The sequence below is a fragment of the Paenibacillus sp. JNUCC-31 genome, assembly GCF_014844075.1.
In the GTDB taxonomy this organism is placed as follows: Bacteria; Bacillota; Bacilli; order Paenibacillales; family Paenibacillaceae; genus Paenibacillus.
Map to the genome: position 1 here is coordinate 1,967,193 of NZ_CP062165.1, position 13,444 is coordinate 1,980,636.

At 50.7% G+C, this 13,444-nt stretch carries 17 protein-coding genes; all 17 read right to left on the bottom strand.

Features of this window, described 5'->3' with window-relative positions; all coding sequences use genetic code 11:
- Positions 1-97: 97 nt before the first annotated feature.
- Entirely contained in the window at positions 98-814 is a 717-nt protein-coding gene (locus tag JNUCC31_RS08415) for a glycosyltransferase (RefSeq protein ID WP_192270422.1), read from the bottom strand.
- 232 nt (positions 815-1,046) lie between these two features.
- On the bottom strand, positions 1,047-1,763 hold the full coding sequence (locus tag JNUCC31_RS08420) for a glycosyltransferase (RefSeq protein WP_192270424.1): 717 nt from the start codon (positions 1,761-1,763) through the stop codon (positions 1,047-1,049).
- Positions 1,760-2,701, bottom strand: a complete 942-nt coding sequence (locus JNUCC31_RS08425) for an NAD-dependent epimerase/dehydratase family protein (protein ID WP_192270426.1) — start codon at positions 2,699-2,701, stop codon at positions 1,760-1,762. The genes JNUCC31_RS08420 and JNUCC31_RS08425 overlap by 4 nt, the downstream gene beginning before the upstream one ends.
- Positions 2,683-3,510, bottom strand: a complete 828-nt coding sequence (locus JNUCC31_RS08430) for a dTDP-4-dehydrorhamnose reductase family protein (RefSeq protein WP_192270427.1) — start codon at positions 3,508-3,510, stop codon at positions 2,683-2,685. The genes JNUCC31_RS08425 and JNUCC31_RS08430 overlap by 19 nt, the downstream gene beginning before the upstream one ends.
- Positions 3,507-4,493: a polysaccharide biosynthesis protein gene (locus JNUCC31_RS08435; RefSeq protein ID WP_192270429.1), complete on the bottom strand. Its 987-nt coding sequence runs from the start codon at positions 4,491-4,493 to the stop codon at positions 3,507-3,509. Before JNUCC31_RS08435 ends, JNUCC31_RS08430 begins: the two co-directional genes overlap by 4 nt.
- Positions 4,486-5,577, bottom strand: coding sequence for a non-hydrolyzing UDP-N-acetylglucosamine 2-epimerase (gene wecB, locus JNUCC31_RS08440; protein ID WP_192270431.1), 1,092 nt, complete (start codon positions 5,575-5,577; stop codon positions 4,486-4,488). Before wecB ends, JNUCC31_RS08435 begins: the two co-directional genes overlap by 8 nt.
- A gap of 14 nt (positions 5,578-5,591) precedes the next feature.
- A complete protein-coding gene (locus JNUCC31_RS08445) occupies positions 5,592-7,214 on the bottom strand; it encodes a glycosyltransferase family 4 protein (protein ID WP_228469582.1) in 1,623 nt (540 codons plus the stop codon).
- Between the two features lie 34 nt (positions 7,215-7,248).
- A complete protein-coding gene (locus tag JNUCC31_RS08450; RefSeq protein ID WP_228469583.1) occupies positions 7,249-8,388 on the bottom strand; it encodes a CgeB family protein in 1,140 nt (379 codons plus the stop codon).
- A 62-nt stretch (positions 8,389-8,450) separates the two neighbouring features.
- The gene (locus tag JNUCC31_RS08455; protein WP_192270435.1) at positions 8,451-9,545 is read right to left on the bottom strand and encodes a CgeB family protein; all 1,095 of its coding nucleotides are present in this window, start codon (positions 9,543-9,545) and stop codon (positions 8,451-8,453) included.
- Positions 9,546-9,629: 84 nt separating this feature from the next.
- The gene (locus JNUCC31_RS33210) at positions 9,630-9,770 is read right to left on the bottom strand and encodes a hypothetical protein (RefSeq protein WP_228469584.1); all 141 of its coding nucleotides are present in this window, start codon (positions 9,768-9,770) and stop codon (positions 9,630-9,632) included.
- Positions 9,771-9,802: 32 nt separating this feature from the next.
- A complete protein-coding gene (locus JNUCC31_RS08460) occupies positions 9,803-10,144 on the bottom strand; it encodes a hypothetical protein (RefSeq protein ID WP_192273553.1) in 342 nt (113 codons plus the stop codon).
- Between the two features lies 1 nt (position 10,145).
- Entirely contained in the window at positions 10,146-10,445 is a 300-nt protein-coding gene (locus JNUCC31_RS08465) for a hypothetical protein (RefSeq protein ID WP_192270437.1), read from the bottom strand.
- Positions 10,442-10,780 carry an alpha-helical endospore appendage domain-containing protein gene (locus JNUCC31_RS08470; protein ID WP_192270439.1) on the bottom strand — a complete coding sequence of 113 codons (339 nt, stop codon included), beginning with the start codon at positions 10,778-10,780 and terminating at the stop codon, positions 10,442-10,444. The genes JNUCC31_RS08465 and JNUCC31_RS08470 overlap by 4 nt, the downstream gene beginning before the upstream one ends.
- Positions 10,781-10,803: 23 nt before the next feature.
- The gene (locus JNUCC31_RS08475) at positions 10,804-11,091 is read right to left on the bottom strand and encodes a nucleoside-diphosphate sugar epimerase (RefSeq protein WP_192270441.1); all 288 of its coding nucleotides are present in this window, start codon (positions 11,089-11,091) and stop codon (positions 10,804-10,806) included.
- Positions 11,092-11,212: 121 nt separating this feature from the next.
- A complete protein-coding gene (locus tag JNUCC31_RS08480; protein ID WP_192270443.1) occupies positions 11,213-11,965 on the bottom strand; it encodes an amino acid ABC transporter ATP-binding protein in 753 nt (250 codons plus the stop codon).
- Positions 11,962-12,672, bottom strand: coding sequence for an amino acid ABC transporter permease (locus JNUCC31_RS08485; protein ID WP_192270444.1), 711 nt, complete (start codon positions 12,670-12,672; stop codon positions 11,962-11,964). Before JNUCC31_RS08485 ends, JNUCC31_RS08480 begins: the two co-directional genes overlap by 4 nt.
- Positions 12,673-12,676: 4 nt before the next feature.
- Positions 12,677-13,420, bottom strand: a complete 744-nt coding sequence (locus JNUCC31_RS08490; protein ID WP_192270445.1) for an amino acid ABC transporter permease — start codon at positions 13,418-13,420, stop codon at positions 12,677-12,679.
- Positions 13,421-13,444: the final 24 nt, after the last annotated feature.

Genomic DNA, 13,444 nt, shown 5'->3' on the forward strand with positions numbered 1-13,444 from the left:
TTCGTTCCTGCCGCATGTTCTTCGAACGGCAATCGAATACCCTCTTTTTTTGCAGCCTCTCATCTGACACTCGGACCTTCACGAGAATGCCAAGCCTTTATTTCCAATAACCGCCGACCTGCTGCAAATTAAGCAGGATAGGTCGATGCTTCGCCTGAACAAGCCCCATCTCGGTTTTTAATGCCTCGAAGTGTTTCTTGGTTCCCATGGCTTCATGAACCCGGTAACACAGCAGCGGTTCATTGAAATAGAACAGTTCATATACCGGAAACAGTCTCAGCCACATCTCGTAGTCGTGCGTATACTGAAAATCCGTGTCGAACAGGCCAAACCTTTTAAAAGCTTCCATCTCCAGCATGACAGTACAGCCGTTGATCGGGCATCCTTCCATGAGCACCTGCAGCACTTCGAGACGACTCCCTACTTCAGGCCGCACCGTGTCCACCCATTCACTGTCCGCATTTACATAATGATAGGCCCCGTGACAGAACGATGCCTTGACCTCAAGCATGAACTTCAGTTGTTTCTCCACCCGGTCCAGCAGCATCACATCATCTGAGCTGAGCCACACAAAATAATCGCCTGTCGCCAGCTTAATCCCCTCGTTCAGTGCTGTGGCCGTACCACCATTCTTTTTCCGAATATAACGAATGCGATCCATGAAGGGTTCTAGCCGCTCCACATGCTGCGTAGAGCCATCGTCCACCACAATGATCTCAATATGCGGATATGTCTGGTGAACGGCACTGTGAACAGCCTGCTCGATGTACGCGCAATTATAAAAAGGAATGACAATTGATACTTTCGGCTCCATTCGGGCCTCCCCTTTCTCCGCGTAAAAATCACGATTCTCCCTATTATATGAAGATGGCTCCGTTAGGAATCAGGCATCTGTTACACAGCTACAGCATAAATTACGATCCGTATACATCAGCATTCTGCATCTTTCGATTTTTATCGTTCAAGGAATTTATACAAAATGCTAAACATAAAGAGGGCGTTATTCAGCCACCTTACGGCCTCCATAACCCCCTCACATTGTTCATTTATCCTCCCATGGCTGCAATACGCTGTAATAGGGGTGCACGATATCGGGACCATACCATGGAGGCCTCCCGGCCGATCGTATCCGCATGGCGTACAGACCCCATTCCCCCGTGCCATCGATATGCCGTAAGCGCTTCGTTCAGATATGGAAAACGATGTCCGTTCAGCAGAATACGCATCCATAGGTCCAGATCATGCGTATACGGTAGCAGTTCATCGAACAGACCGACCGCACTGAACAGATCCCTGCGGATCATCACAGTACAGCCGTTCACCGGATTACCGTTTACGAAAAGGCGCAGCCAATCGGGTTCGGCCATTGGTTCTGCCCCTCCGTTCAACTTGGTTACCGCAGAGTGCTCATTAATGTAATGAAAGTTGGTATGTGAGATGAGCACATTCTCCCGCTGCATAAATTCAACCTGATGACGAATCTTGTCGGGATAAAGGAAATCATCCGAACTCAGCCACGCGATATAGTCCCCCGAGGCATGGCGGATGCCGTGATTCAGAGCCGAGGCTGTGCCGCCATTGCTTTTGCCAAGTACATTAATGTAGGGAAGGTAAGGGTGGAGCAGTTCGGCATGCCGGGTCGAGCCATCGTTGACGATAATGATCTCCACATCGGGATACGTCTGGTTCATTGCACTTTGAATGGCTTGAGGCACATAGGGACAATTGTAAAACGGAATGACAATGGATACTCTGGGATTCATCCAGTTGACCTCCCCTCCTGGGTACGAACATCACTTAGAATGTCCTGAAGAGATTGGGCAAAGGGGATCAATGGCTGCCAGCCCAACTTGCGCAGCAGTGACATCTCCTCCTGTTCTCCAGCCCCGTCCGGACCGGAAGAAGCTCCATCCCAGCGTACGGGCACTTCCGCTTCGGTCATGGTCAGCAGCGTATCCGCTATCTCGCCCAGGCTGCGCTCTTTGCCCGATACAACGGGATAAACGGTGCCTGACGCGCCCTTCACAAGCAAGGTCGCATAAGCCCGAACCGCATCCCGTACATCCAGAAAATCACGGGTATTATCCCGGCCGGATAGACGGAAAGGCTCTGTCTTGCCTTCCTGTTCACAGGCGACAACATGACGTGCCAGCAGCGAACATATGCCTGTCGAGGGACCTGCCCCGATCAGATTGCCCGGCTCTGCCAGTATAATTTGCTGTCCAAAGAGGGACATCCACGACAGCGACACCATCTCCTCCAGCGCTTTGCTGAGACTGTACGGGTGGGGAGGCTGCGGATGCCGTCCGGGTTCAGGGGTGTATTTTAACCTTGAACCTACAATAACGGTCCGTGCCGCTGGACAGCTTCGAAGAGCATCCAGCAGGTACAGGACAGCCATTACATTGGTCTCCAATACAAGCAGCGGATCGGACCAGGAATCCGGCACCGAATTTTTGCCTGCGAGATGTAATGCATAGTCCGGTTTCACCTCGTCAATCAGATGACGAACTTGCTGTTTATCATTAAGATCACAGACATGTACAGCTACGCCATCGCCAAACGAGTACACACCGACTCGTCTGACCACCGCTACAACCACTGCTCCAGCTGCCCGGAAATATGCGACCGCATGCCGTCCGGTAAAACCGGACGCACCTGTGATCAGCACCTTTTTGCCTGTCAGCTCTGCTCCATCCATAATGCCAGCTCCTTCAGCATTGTAGAATAATCCGGAAGGTCTGTCTTCACGTCCTCACGTGTGGACACCAGCGTACGATCCTGCACTACGCTATCATCCGGTACGACAACAACATCCTGCTTACCCCATGTCTGTTGGAACAGGAGAAGCAGATCATGCTTGCTGATCGGTTCGGGGTGAGCAAGATGAATCAGACCGCTAACCGGGGACGACAAATAATGATCTACCCATTTGGCCAATTCAAGGGTGGTCACCCCATTCCAGAAGACACGTGTATATCCGCCAACTTCACCTGTACTGGACATGAACCAGTGCATCAGACCGATGCCGCCCTTCCGAATTTCAGGCCCAATAATGGACGTGCGAATCGTCAGGTGTCCGGCATCATGGACTTCACCCAGTGCTTTTGTGATCGCATAGGCAGATGTTCCATCCGTAATATCATTCTCCCGGTACGCCCCCCGGTCCCCACTAAACACACAATCCGTACTGATGTGAATCAGACGTGCTCCAATCGTGTCGGCTACCCGCCGCAAACGATGCGGCAGGAATCCGTTAATGTGATATGCTGTAATTTTGTCTTCATCTGCAAAGCTGTTCAAAACACCCACAACGTTAACGATAATATCCGGATGCACCGCTTCTACCAGCCGGTCAACCATATAGCTGTCGTTTACATCCAGCAATAGACCTCTCGGGTCCGACACATCCCGGGTTGTATAGAAGACACTATGCACGCCTTGACGGCGGAAATAGTCGACCAGAATATGGCCGGCCATTCCGTTTCCCCCAAGTATCAAGAGCTTCATGACAGGAATCCTCCGCGTTTTAAAATTTCACGAATCTCCTCTTTCGTCATCAGCTGATGTTCGGAACTAAAACTGCTGAAAGAAACCGGAGGGCAGTGTGTGTAATGCTCCTTGAGTCCTGGTATGCCCAGCGTCGGAAGAATAACCAAATACTGCTCATCATAGACTACCGTGGTCATACTCTCAAATTCACTCATCAGGATTTCATGAATCTTCTCGCCAGGTCGGGTGCCGCGCTCCACAATGGATACATTCTCCACACCTGAATCCTCAATCAACACTTCAGCGAGATCCACAATTTTGCACGTCGGCATCGTCATGACAAAAATTTCGCCGCCAACGCTTTCCACCGATGCTTTGAATAGCAAGGTAATCGCATCTTTCAAGGTTAGAAAGAAGCGTGTCATGTTCATGTCGGTAATGGAGACTTGACCTTTCTGACGAATCTGATTTTTGAACAAATGCACGACACTGCCGTTCGTTCCAAGTACATTGCCACCACGCACAGTGACAAACCGCGTATTGCTGTGAAGCAGATTGGCATATACAATCAACTTCTCACCGATCGCCTTGGTCATGCCGTAGAAATTGGATGGATTGGCGGCCTTGTCGGTCGAGATGTAAATGACTTTTTCCACATGATTTTCAATCGCAGCCTCGATGACATTTTGTGTGCCGATTACATTGGTTTTGAGTGCTTCGTAGGGTTGATCTTCACACACGGGAACATGCTTGAGTGCTGCGAGATGAAACACATAATCCACATGCTGACAAGCGACCGTTAATGCATCCTTGTCTCGAATATCACCAATGCGAAAATGAAGACGCGGGTCTTCAAATTCACGGCTCATCGCCACTTGGCTGGACTCATTCCGGGAGTATACAATAATCTCCTTGGGCTGCTGGGGCAGCAGTTGAGCCACAAGTTCATAACCCCATGATCCCGTACCGCCAGTCACGAGTATACGCTTATTTTCAAACATGCATTTTCCCTCCAAGCAGAAATTTGACCACTTTACTGGATACATCTGTTGCTTTGTAACCCTGCGGGCATTCCCATTCGTTTGGCATTTCGGTCATCACTTTTACACAGCCCGCAATACGCTCCGCATCCAGACCCGAGACCACATTACTGCCACAATCCACCGTCTCTGGCCGTTCCGTTGTACGACGCATGGTGACCGTAGGCACCCCCATGATGCAGCACTCCTCCTGGACGGTACCGCTATCCGTGAGTGCACAGCGTGCATGTCGTTCCAACATGACAAAATCAAAAAATCCGAATGGCTCGTGAAATTCCACCAGCGGGTTCATCTCCAATTGCAGATGCTCGGCAATGCGAATGGCCGTTCGAGGGTGAATGCTGCATATGACTCGCATGGCATGTTCCTCAGCAACCTGATTCAAACCTTTCATAATCTCCAGCAAATGAGGGGGATGGTCGACATTCTCTGCCCTATGGGCCGTAACCAGAAAATATTGCCCGGACTTCAGCTTCAATTTTTTCAGTATTTTGCTGGAACTCACTTGTGTGTCGTAATGACGCATCACTTCATAGATCGGATTGCCTGTCAGCACAATTCGGCGACTGGGAACCCCTTCACTAACCAGATGTTTCTTACTTTGTTCCGTGTATGGCATATTAATGGTGGAAATGGCGTCAATGACCCTGCGATTTTTCTCCTCAGGCACATCCAGGTCAAAACAGCGATTGCCCGCTTCCATGTGAATGACGGGTATGCCCATCCGCTCAGCCAGCACAGCACACAAGGCACTGTTCGTATCGCCAAGCAGCAGCACCTTGTCAGGCTTCTCCTGATGCAATAAATCTTCCATTTGCGTAAACATGGAAGACAACTGCCGACCTAGTGAGGCCGCTTCGTCCTGAAGAATATAATCCGGGGCACGCAGACCCATTTCCTTGAAAAAAAGACCGCTGAGACTTTCCGTGAAGTTCTGTCCCGTGTGTACCAGAATATGTTTGGTCGCGTACTGGTCCAGTTTGGAAATGATCAGGCTGAGCCGTATAATTTCAGGTCGCGTACCCAGCACCGTCATGATCTTCATCGTAACCCCTGCCTTCATCGTCTATTGGATAATCTTCGGCGAGCCCGGCTTCGTCCTGCTTTGCCAGTCGCACGTTTGCGAGCAGACGGTAGCCCCAAGCGCACACGCTTCTTTTTGCTTGTCTTCAGCTTCCTCCTGCCTGTTCCCGTCCCTCGTTTCCTTCCGCCATGAATCCTACTGCGATGAGATGGTCGCTGGTGACGACTTCGTCTTGTACTGCCATTTGAGCTGGAATCTGTTACTTCGTGGACAGGATGACCTATCACAATCGGAGGTAACGGTGAAAGCGGCAACGTATGGAAAACAGCCAGTGGAATTAAAAGTGCCCGAACCGTAGCCGATTCCAGAACCAGCACGGTTCGCAATCCCCCCTCACCCCATGCGTACACTGGACCATTCGGAGGCTGAATATACGGAAACCATCCGGGAAAACGCATTAACCACTGTGTCACCATCGTATGCAGCTTTACCCTGTAGGTTTCAATACCGTACAGCTTTTCCGCTTCTGTCCGATTACGCCATCCGGTATCGGAGGCCAGTTCGGGATCATTCAGCAAGGTTGTTGCCAGCGTGACCAGTGCTTGAGTCTCACCAGGCGGAGCCAGAAATGCACCACTGCCTACGGATTCCAGCAATTCCTTCAGTCCGCCTTGAGCAAAAGCGATAACCGGTTTGGCGAAATAAAGTCCCTCCAGCGCGGTCATTCCAAATCCTTCTTTGACCATACTCGGGATGACAACGATATCCATGGCCGTATAGGCCAGAGATACGTTCTCTTCGAATTTGGTAAAGGTGAACCGGCGATAGTAACCTGACTTTTTCACCCGTGACACACACTCGTCATAGTACTTTTTGTCCGCTGATGTGCCAATGATCCAGAATCGGCAGCGTGAATGGACCTCACACAATTGCAGCGCCATATCGATAAACGGTTTTAGACCTTTGGCATCATATATAAAAGAAGAGATATAACCGATACAGATTTGCGATGGCTTGAAACCAAGCTCTTTACGTTTGCGTTCCCGCAAGTGCACCCATCGGTCCGGGTCCGGCAAAGACGGGTCCCAGGTTGGGGAGATCACGGTGAGTTTATCGCTCATGCCAGCTTGTTTGAATGGAGTTACCGCCGTTTCGGATATGCCTATGATCCAATCCGAGTAACGACCAATCATCTGTACCGCCTCGGTTGTATGTTCATTCGCCTGAATAATTTCAGTAATCTTCCAGATGACCGGGATTTGCAGAGACTTCGCTGCTACAGCTGGCATCACATTGACACAGGTATTCGTTAACACCATTTCAGGCGCAGTCTCCCGGATCAGGGAGACTACCTCCTGATAGGATGGTGAGTGGCGAAGCTGTTCTGCATCCGTTGCGATCCCCCGGTAAGGTGTGTACACACCGTGAAGCATCGGCAGAAAACATATTTTGACCTGAATATCGAATCTCCGCGCAAGTCCGGCGAGTTTTCCTTCCTGAGGGACAACGAGTACACAATCGAAGATGGTACCCATTTCCCTCATAAAATGAAGCAGCAGCTTCTCCGCCCCCGTAATGCTGCGGGTGTTGCACACATGTGAAAACAACATGAGTTTAGGTTTAATCGCCATGGCCGCACGGACCCTGCATGCGAACATACAGGGTACAGTGCACACCTCCTTCCGGCCAAGATTAAGGGAAGATAATGGTCAACAGTTCATTGATTCTTCTGCCATACGTGTGGTCTTTCAATGTGCGTTCAAGTCCGCGCAGAGCAATTTCACGACGCTCTTTCTCATGCGAGATATAGTACTCCACCTTGTCGAGCAATTCCTGAGGTGATGAGTACGTCTCAATCTCCACACCCGGTTTATAAAAACGTGCCAGGTCATCACGAGCATCGGTCAATTGAAGGGTAGCGGAAGCCGCAATTTCAAACGTTCTCGGGTTCGGTGAGGCTGGCGTAATCTTAACATGATTGTTGTTGACCGAATCGTCTTCGTGGGAGCGATGGAGGTTAATGACAATCTTAGTGCCGTTATACACATCATTGGTTTCCTGTGGACTCATCCAGCGACCCAGTTCAATCTTTTCACCATAAGCAGTATAGTCAGGCAAACGGTCCCACCAGATACCATTAAACACGGTATTGTGTGACATCAGCTGGGCCATGATCGGATTAAAGAAATACACCCGGTTCCAGTAAGCCGAGCCGATAAAGCTGACTTCCCGGTGGAGCGATGAGGGTGTTGTAATTGGGAAGTAGTGGTTAGTGAAGGCAGCAAACGGGAGGTAGTGCACTGAAGGACAACCGTTCTGCCGATACAGATCCACACAGTTCAGTTCCAAGGTGAAGACATGATCGAAATGCTTCACGGTCTCCAGTGTCATATCCGTATAATACGGATCATCGGTAAGCCAGATTGCCGTCTGGATGCCTGCTTGCCGAATCGCATCCAGATGCTCCAATGGAATATCCATGCCATCCAACACAAGCACAAGGTCTGGCCGGGTTTGCAATGCAATTTCAGATACGGGCTGGCGCGGATCGGAAAGGGTCACCTGAGCAACCATGCCTTGCAATGTAGCCATGATTGCCTCGTCCAGTGGAGAGTAAGGAAATCCTTTACCTGAAGATACGTACAGAACGTGGATCTGTCGGAAAGGCAATGGCTCCTGTGCACAATTGACAATATAGTTGGCACGGCCGCGCAGATATCCTTCTTCCTTGCCCGCATCGTATCCGGCATGTTGCCCGTTTTTGCGTGCTTGGTCAGCCAGGCTGAGCACTGGCGCATGAGACTTTTTCGTTTTACGATGTTTGAGAGACATACCGCCACTCCTTTTATTTTGGGGATAGGATTCTCTTTACTTCTTTAATGCAGATCAGATCTCTACACATGCTCCAACAGCTGGGCGATACGACGGGTGAACGTATGCTGGTTCATCGTGGTGAGCAGCCCCCGCCAAGCCAAGGCTTGCCGTTCTTCCTCATGGTGCAGGTAATACTTGATTTTGCGCTGGAGCTCAGCCGCCGTTGTAAAGGTCTCAATGTCATATCCAGGCCGGTAATAACGGGTGAGATCTTGGCGCGCATCCGTAATCTGCATCGTTCCGCAGGCACTGATCTCATACGTACGCGGATTAATGGAATGACCTTCGAGATGATGTGTATTGCGATTGTCCTCTCCATTTTCGCAAGTCCGGTGAATGTTAATGACGATTTTGGCGCCGTTGTAATAATCTACGGTTGCTCCGGGATCAATCCAGCCTTCATGAATGAAGCGACCAAGAACATCGAAGCGTGTAAGACGGTTCCACTGGCTGCCGGCAATAAACACTTTTTTGTCTGCCAGAAAAGGAGCCAGCTCGTCGAACAGCGCAATGCGGTTCCAGAACCCGGTGCCGATAAAACAAATGTCGTACTGATGCTGAGGTGCCGTACGCCTTGGTTGATACATCCCCGGATTCACAGCGAGCGGCATATAAATGACTCGATTCGCTCCATGTGCCGTATAGAAGGGTACGGCCGCTTCCTCATGGGTGAACACGACATCATAATGCTGACAGATGGTTGTCGTATCTTCGGTAAAATACGGATCATCCACAAACCATACCGCCGTTCGAATACCCATTGCCCTTATACCGTTTACCTGTTCCAGATGATCGGGAGGAAATACATGCAGTCCATTCATAACCAATACCAGGTCTGGCCTGTGCTGGCTCGCATCCTGCAGCATGGTTGCCGGCGATCCGACAACACACTCACGTACAGATTGCTGCAGTGCCACAGTGACGCCTTCATCGATGGCATCGAATCCCTGCGGGATATACAGCACTTTCATATCCCGCACGGTCGGCTCAAACATCTCCACTCGCTCCATCATGGCTTGACAGCCGCCAAATCTGCGGCCTTCTGCATATCCGCCGCGGTATGCCGTCTCCGCTTCTGTAGGCGGTCGGTGTCGTCGTTTTGCCACATCCTTCACCCTGTCTTCCTTCAGGAGATCCGATATCAGATTCTCCCCGAGATTGATGTTCCCTCTAAAGGATATGCCTCGGGGTCAGATGCATCATGGACGGGTGTCCTGCAAGGTGCAAAATTGGCGTCTGCCCTCCACATCCGCCTGCACGGGCATGTCCGCTTCTGCGGTAAAGCAAATAACCCGGAAGGATCTATCCCCCCGGGCAATCGTCACATACTTGACATGCATCTATAACCAACAGGTGATGCACACTTATTCTGTTATTGCGCTTTGTAAGCCAGTTGATGTCCGTCCTCGAATCCCTTGGCGAAACCCGCGTTGAATCCCTCGTTGTACGCTTCGTTGTAGCCCTGACTGTAAGCACTGTCCGGGTTCGGATCGGTAGGGGTAGCCGGGACGAAAGGTTGTGCGGGCTTCGGACTCCGGTGCCGCCTTACCGCACGTTTCTTTTTTTTGAGCCACGCACTACGCCCTTTGAGGGTACGCTTATGCAGTACACGTCTGCCTTTGGCCGCACGCAGCTTACGGATTTTACGCAGACGGGCACTACGGACAAGCAAAGCTCTTTTGGTTCTCAGACGTATTTTTTTCTTCTTTAACATGTCAACATTCCTCCTGTATATTCCGGACCATGCGTATCGCATAGCCAGGGTCTCTGAGCCAAGGCGTCCCAGGCTCCCCTTGCTGGATCCGGGCCAGCCTTATACCCGTAACCATTCGGGACATCTCCTCTTGATAACGGCTCAGCAAACGAATATTCTCGGCCAGACTGCGGGCGGATACTTCCGAATGGGCAGACACGCTGGCCACACTGTCCAGAATACGGGCGAGCGCCTGCTGACTATGTGCGATGGATTCAATGAGGGCCAGTTTCGCTTCCTGCTCACGCCGCAACAAACTCATTTACCGAGATCCCCCATATCCATACTGCCAAACATTCCGCTGTCCGTTCCGCCCTCTTCACCATCGTCCTGCACCATGATAGCTTTCAAGTTGTTGCACAGTCCGGTTTCCATCCGGGTCAATCCTTCCAGTATTTCCACCAGCTGATCATGCATTTTAAGCGGTTCGGCCACCTGATCGCCATGGGTTAGAAAGGCTTCACCGTTCAGATGATTTAGCGCCCAGTTCCTTACTTTCTCAGCTTCAACCGCCTTAGCCTCCAGAATGAGAGCAATATTCCACTGCATTTTGGCAGCTGCATCCAACATCAGGATGAGGCTTTGTTCTCTGCTCATGTCCTTTCACCCGCCTTCCGGGCTTATTCTTCCTCTTGACCTGCCATCTCCCGCATCACTTGGGTCAGCGTTTCGGCTACGGCTTCTTCCAGGTCTGCAAGGCCTCCCAAATAGGAGATGATGCTTTTGTTGATCTGTCCCGAGCTATCCAGCAGACCGTCAACGCCATCCAGCTCCGGTTCGATATCCGGCAAATGATTGATGATTTCAGACATGCGCACAGCGACCTGCCGTTTGGCATCAAGTACACGTGCAATCTGCTGGTGAGAATGTGCAATATGTGTGATGATTTCATCGATTTTGCTCTGCATGGTCCTCCTCCTTACCGTCACGGCCTGCTTCACCCATAGAAAAACCCGGCCTATCAGCATTTGCCTGCTACAGCATATGCCGGGCCGGGATCGTCAGTTACTCCAGCTTGCGCCTATATCGTCAAATAACGTAACTCCAGTCGGAAGAATATCGACTAAGGAATTGGCGGGTTCGTTCCTGTCTGGGACGCAAAAACACCTCTTCTGGTGTTCCTTCCTCCACAATCGATCCTCCATCCATGAAAACAACTCGATTCGCCACCTCACGAGCAAAGCCCATTTCATGGGTGACCACAATCATCGTGATGCCTTCCTCGGCAATCGATCGAATGACGGACAGTACCTCGCCCACCAGCTCCGGGTCAAGCGCGGAGGTAGGCTCATCAAACAGTATCACCTCAGGATTGAGTGCCAGCGCCCGTGCAATGCCTACCCGCTGCTGTTGTCCACCTGACAGCATGCTGGGATACTCATTAATTTTGGCGGACAGACCCACTTGTTCAAGCACACGCAAGGCTCGTTCACGAGCATCTGCTTTGGACATTTTTTGGGCGATGATTAACCCTTCCGTAACGTTATCCAGCACCGTTTTATGCTTGAACAGATTATAATGCTGGAACACCATAGCTGTTTTCCGTCTCAACTGCATAATGTCATGTTTACGCGCATGCTTGCAGTCTATGGTTAACCCGCTGATCTGAACCTTGCCCTCATCGGCACGTTCGAGAAAATTCACGCAGCGCAGCAATGTTGTTTTACCCGACCCGCTCGGTCCAAGAATGGCAACAACATCCCCCTGCTCCACAGTCAAATCAATCCCTTTCAGCACTTCCTGCTGACCAAACGACTTGTGTATATTCGTCAGTGATATCATGACACCCCTCCTTTGCTGTACACGGCAACTCTGCGTTCCAGCAAAGCTGTAATCCGTTCGGCGATCACCGTCAGACCCCAATAGATCAATGCGGCAGCAATGAAAGCCTCCAGAAATTTCAGGCTGACCGAAGCAACCACATCCGCTTTGCCGAGAATATCCATCTGGGAAACGGTAAACGCAAGTGTTGATCCATGCAGAAAACCAACAAACATGCTGCACAGATTCGGCAAAACCGCACCAATCGCCTGTGGTAAAATAATCCGTCTCAACGCCTGGGATGTACTCATGCCTACGGCATGTGCAGCCTCCATCTGCCCCGTGTCCACCGCGAGAATGCCGGAACGAATAATCTCAGACATGTAGGCTCCCGCCGTTAACGAGAAGGCAAACAGTACAAATACCAGAATCGGAATGGAAGAAGACTGAAAAGCCCAGCCGTACCGGGCAGCGAGCTTATCGATGATCAACGGAATTCCATAATAGATCAGAAACAGATGCATTAGCATCGGTGTACCACGAAAAAACGAAACATAAAACGCAGCAATTCGGTGGACCCACGGAACCTGATCGATGCGAACCAGAGCCGTGACCAGACCCACACCAAAGCCTGCAATCAACGGTACAATCGTAATGACGAGTGTCAGTGGCAATGCCTTTAGAATCTGGAAAAAGGATGTGTAGATAAAGTTGAAATCAATAGACATTCACTCACCCCGCTATTCGTTTCAGGCGTTCAGCTCTTACCGCCGGCCCGCGTACTTCCCGCTTACGTTCATGACGCTGGAGTCTGCGTTCTGCCAGCGCAAAGCCTTTTTCAAGGACAAGTACGATAATATAGTAAACGACTGAAAGACTAATATACACTTCAAGCGCATGCGATGTAGCCGAGATCAGCGTTTGTCCTCTGCCCACCATGTCCATGACTCCAATGGAAAAAGCAAGTGACGTATCTTTCAGTGAACCAATCAACGTATTCGCCATATTCGGAAAAGCAACAATGAGCGCTTGCGGCACCACAATGCGCCGAAACGACTGAAACGTGGTCAAGCCCGCAGCGTAGGCTGCTTCCGTCTGTCCCTTGTCCACACTGCGTACAGCTCCGCGAAAAATTTCGGCAAAGGACGCTGCATCACTCAGCGCATAAGTCACGATGACGAATACCAGCGGATCGGTCCTCGACAGATCCATGCCCATCGGTTTAAGCAATTCAGGTAATCCGTAATAGACCAGGAACAACTTGATGAGAATCGGCGTGCCCCGCATGAAAGAGACGTACAGGGTCGCGAGCTGGCTCAGTACCGGAATCCGGTATAATCTCGGAACCGCCAGAAGCACTCCGCCCGCAAGGCCAAGCACAATGGAACCGCCCAGCACAATCAGTGTAATATGCAAATATCGCAGCAGTTCAGGAACGAAATCCAGAACCAATGACAGATCGAATGATTTACCCATAACCGTCGCTCACCTTTCCCACCG

What these genes read in the sequence shown, in the direction of transcription:
- JNUCC31_RS08415 (WP_192270422.1), bottom strand. Translation starts at nt 814, where the DNA reads ATGGAGCCGAAAGTATCAATTGTCATTCCTTTTTATAATTGCGCGTAC.
- JNUCC31_RS08420 (WP_192270424.1), bottom strand. Translation starts at nt 1,763, where the DNA reads ATGAATCCCAGAGTATCCATTGTCATTCCGTTTTACAATTGTCCCTAT.
- JNUCC31_RS08425 (WP_192270426.1), bottom strand. Translation starts at nt 2,701, where the DNA reads ATGGATGGAGCAGAGCTGACAGGCAAAAAGGTGCTGATCACAGGTGCG.
- JNUCC31_RS08430 (WP_192270427.1), bottom strand. Translation starts at nt 3,510, where the DNA reads ATGAAGCTCTTGATACTTGGGGGAAACGGAATGGCCGGCCATATTCTG.
- JNUCC31_RS08435 (WP_192270429.1), bottom strand. Translation starts at nt 4,493, where the DNA reads ATGTTTGAAAATAAGCGTATACTCGTGACTGGCGGTACGGGATCATGG.
- wecB (WP_192270431.1), bottom strand. Translation starts at nt 5,577, where the DNA reads ATGAAGATCATGACGGTGCTGGGTACGCGACCTGAAATTATACGGCTC.
- JNUCC31_RS08445 (WP_228469582.1), bottom strand. Translation starts at nt 7,214, where the DNA reads ATGTTCGCATGCAGGGTCCGTGCGGCCATGGCGATTAAACCTAAACTC.
- JNUCC31_RS08450 (WP_228469583.1), bottom strand. Translation starts at nt 8,388, where the DNA reads ATGTCTCTCAAACATCGTAAAACGAAAAAGTCTCATGCGCCAGTGCTC.
- JNUCC31_RS33210 (WP_228469584.1), bottom strand. Translation starts at nt 9,770, where the DNA reads ATGCATGTCAAGTATGTGACGATTGCCCGGGGGGATAGATCCTTCCGG.
- JNUCC31_RS08460 (WP_192273553.1), bottom strand. Translation starts at nt 10,144, where the DNA reads ATGTTAAAGAAGAAAAAAATACGTCTGAGAACCAAAAGAGCTTTGCTT.
- JNUCC31_RS08465 (WP_192270437.1), bottom strand. Translation starts at nt 10,445, where the DNA reads ATGAGTTTGTTGCGGCGTGAGCAGGAAGCGAAACTGGCCCTCATTGAA.
- JNUCC31_RS08470 (WP_192270439.1), bottom strand. Translation starts at nt 10,780, where the DNA reads ATGAGCAGAGAACAAAGCCTCATCCTGATGTTGGATGCAGCTGCCAAA.
- JNUCC31_RS08475 (WP_192270441.1), bottom strand. Translation starts at nt 11,091, where the DNA reads ATGCAGAGCAAAATCGATGAAATCATCACACATATTGCACATTCTCAC.
- JNUCC31_RS08480 (WP_192270443.1), bottom strand. Translation starts at nt 11,965, where the DNA reads ATGATATCACTGACGAATATACACAAGTCGTTTGGTCAGCAGGAAGTG.
- JNUCC31_RS08485 (WP_192270444.1), bottom strand. Translation starts at nt 12,672, where the DNA reads ATGTCTATTGATTTCAACTTTATCTACACATCCTTTTTCCAGATTCTA.
- JNUCC31_RS08490 (WP_192270445.1), bottom strand. Translation starts at nt 13,420, where the DNA reads ATGGGTAAATCATTCGATCTGTCATTGGTTCTGGATTTCGTTCCTGAA.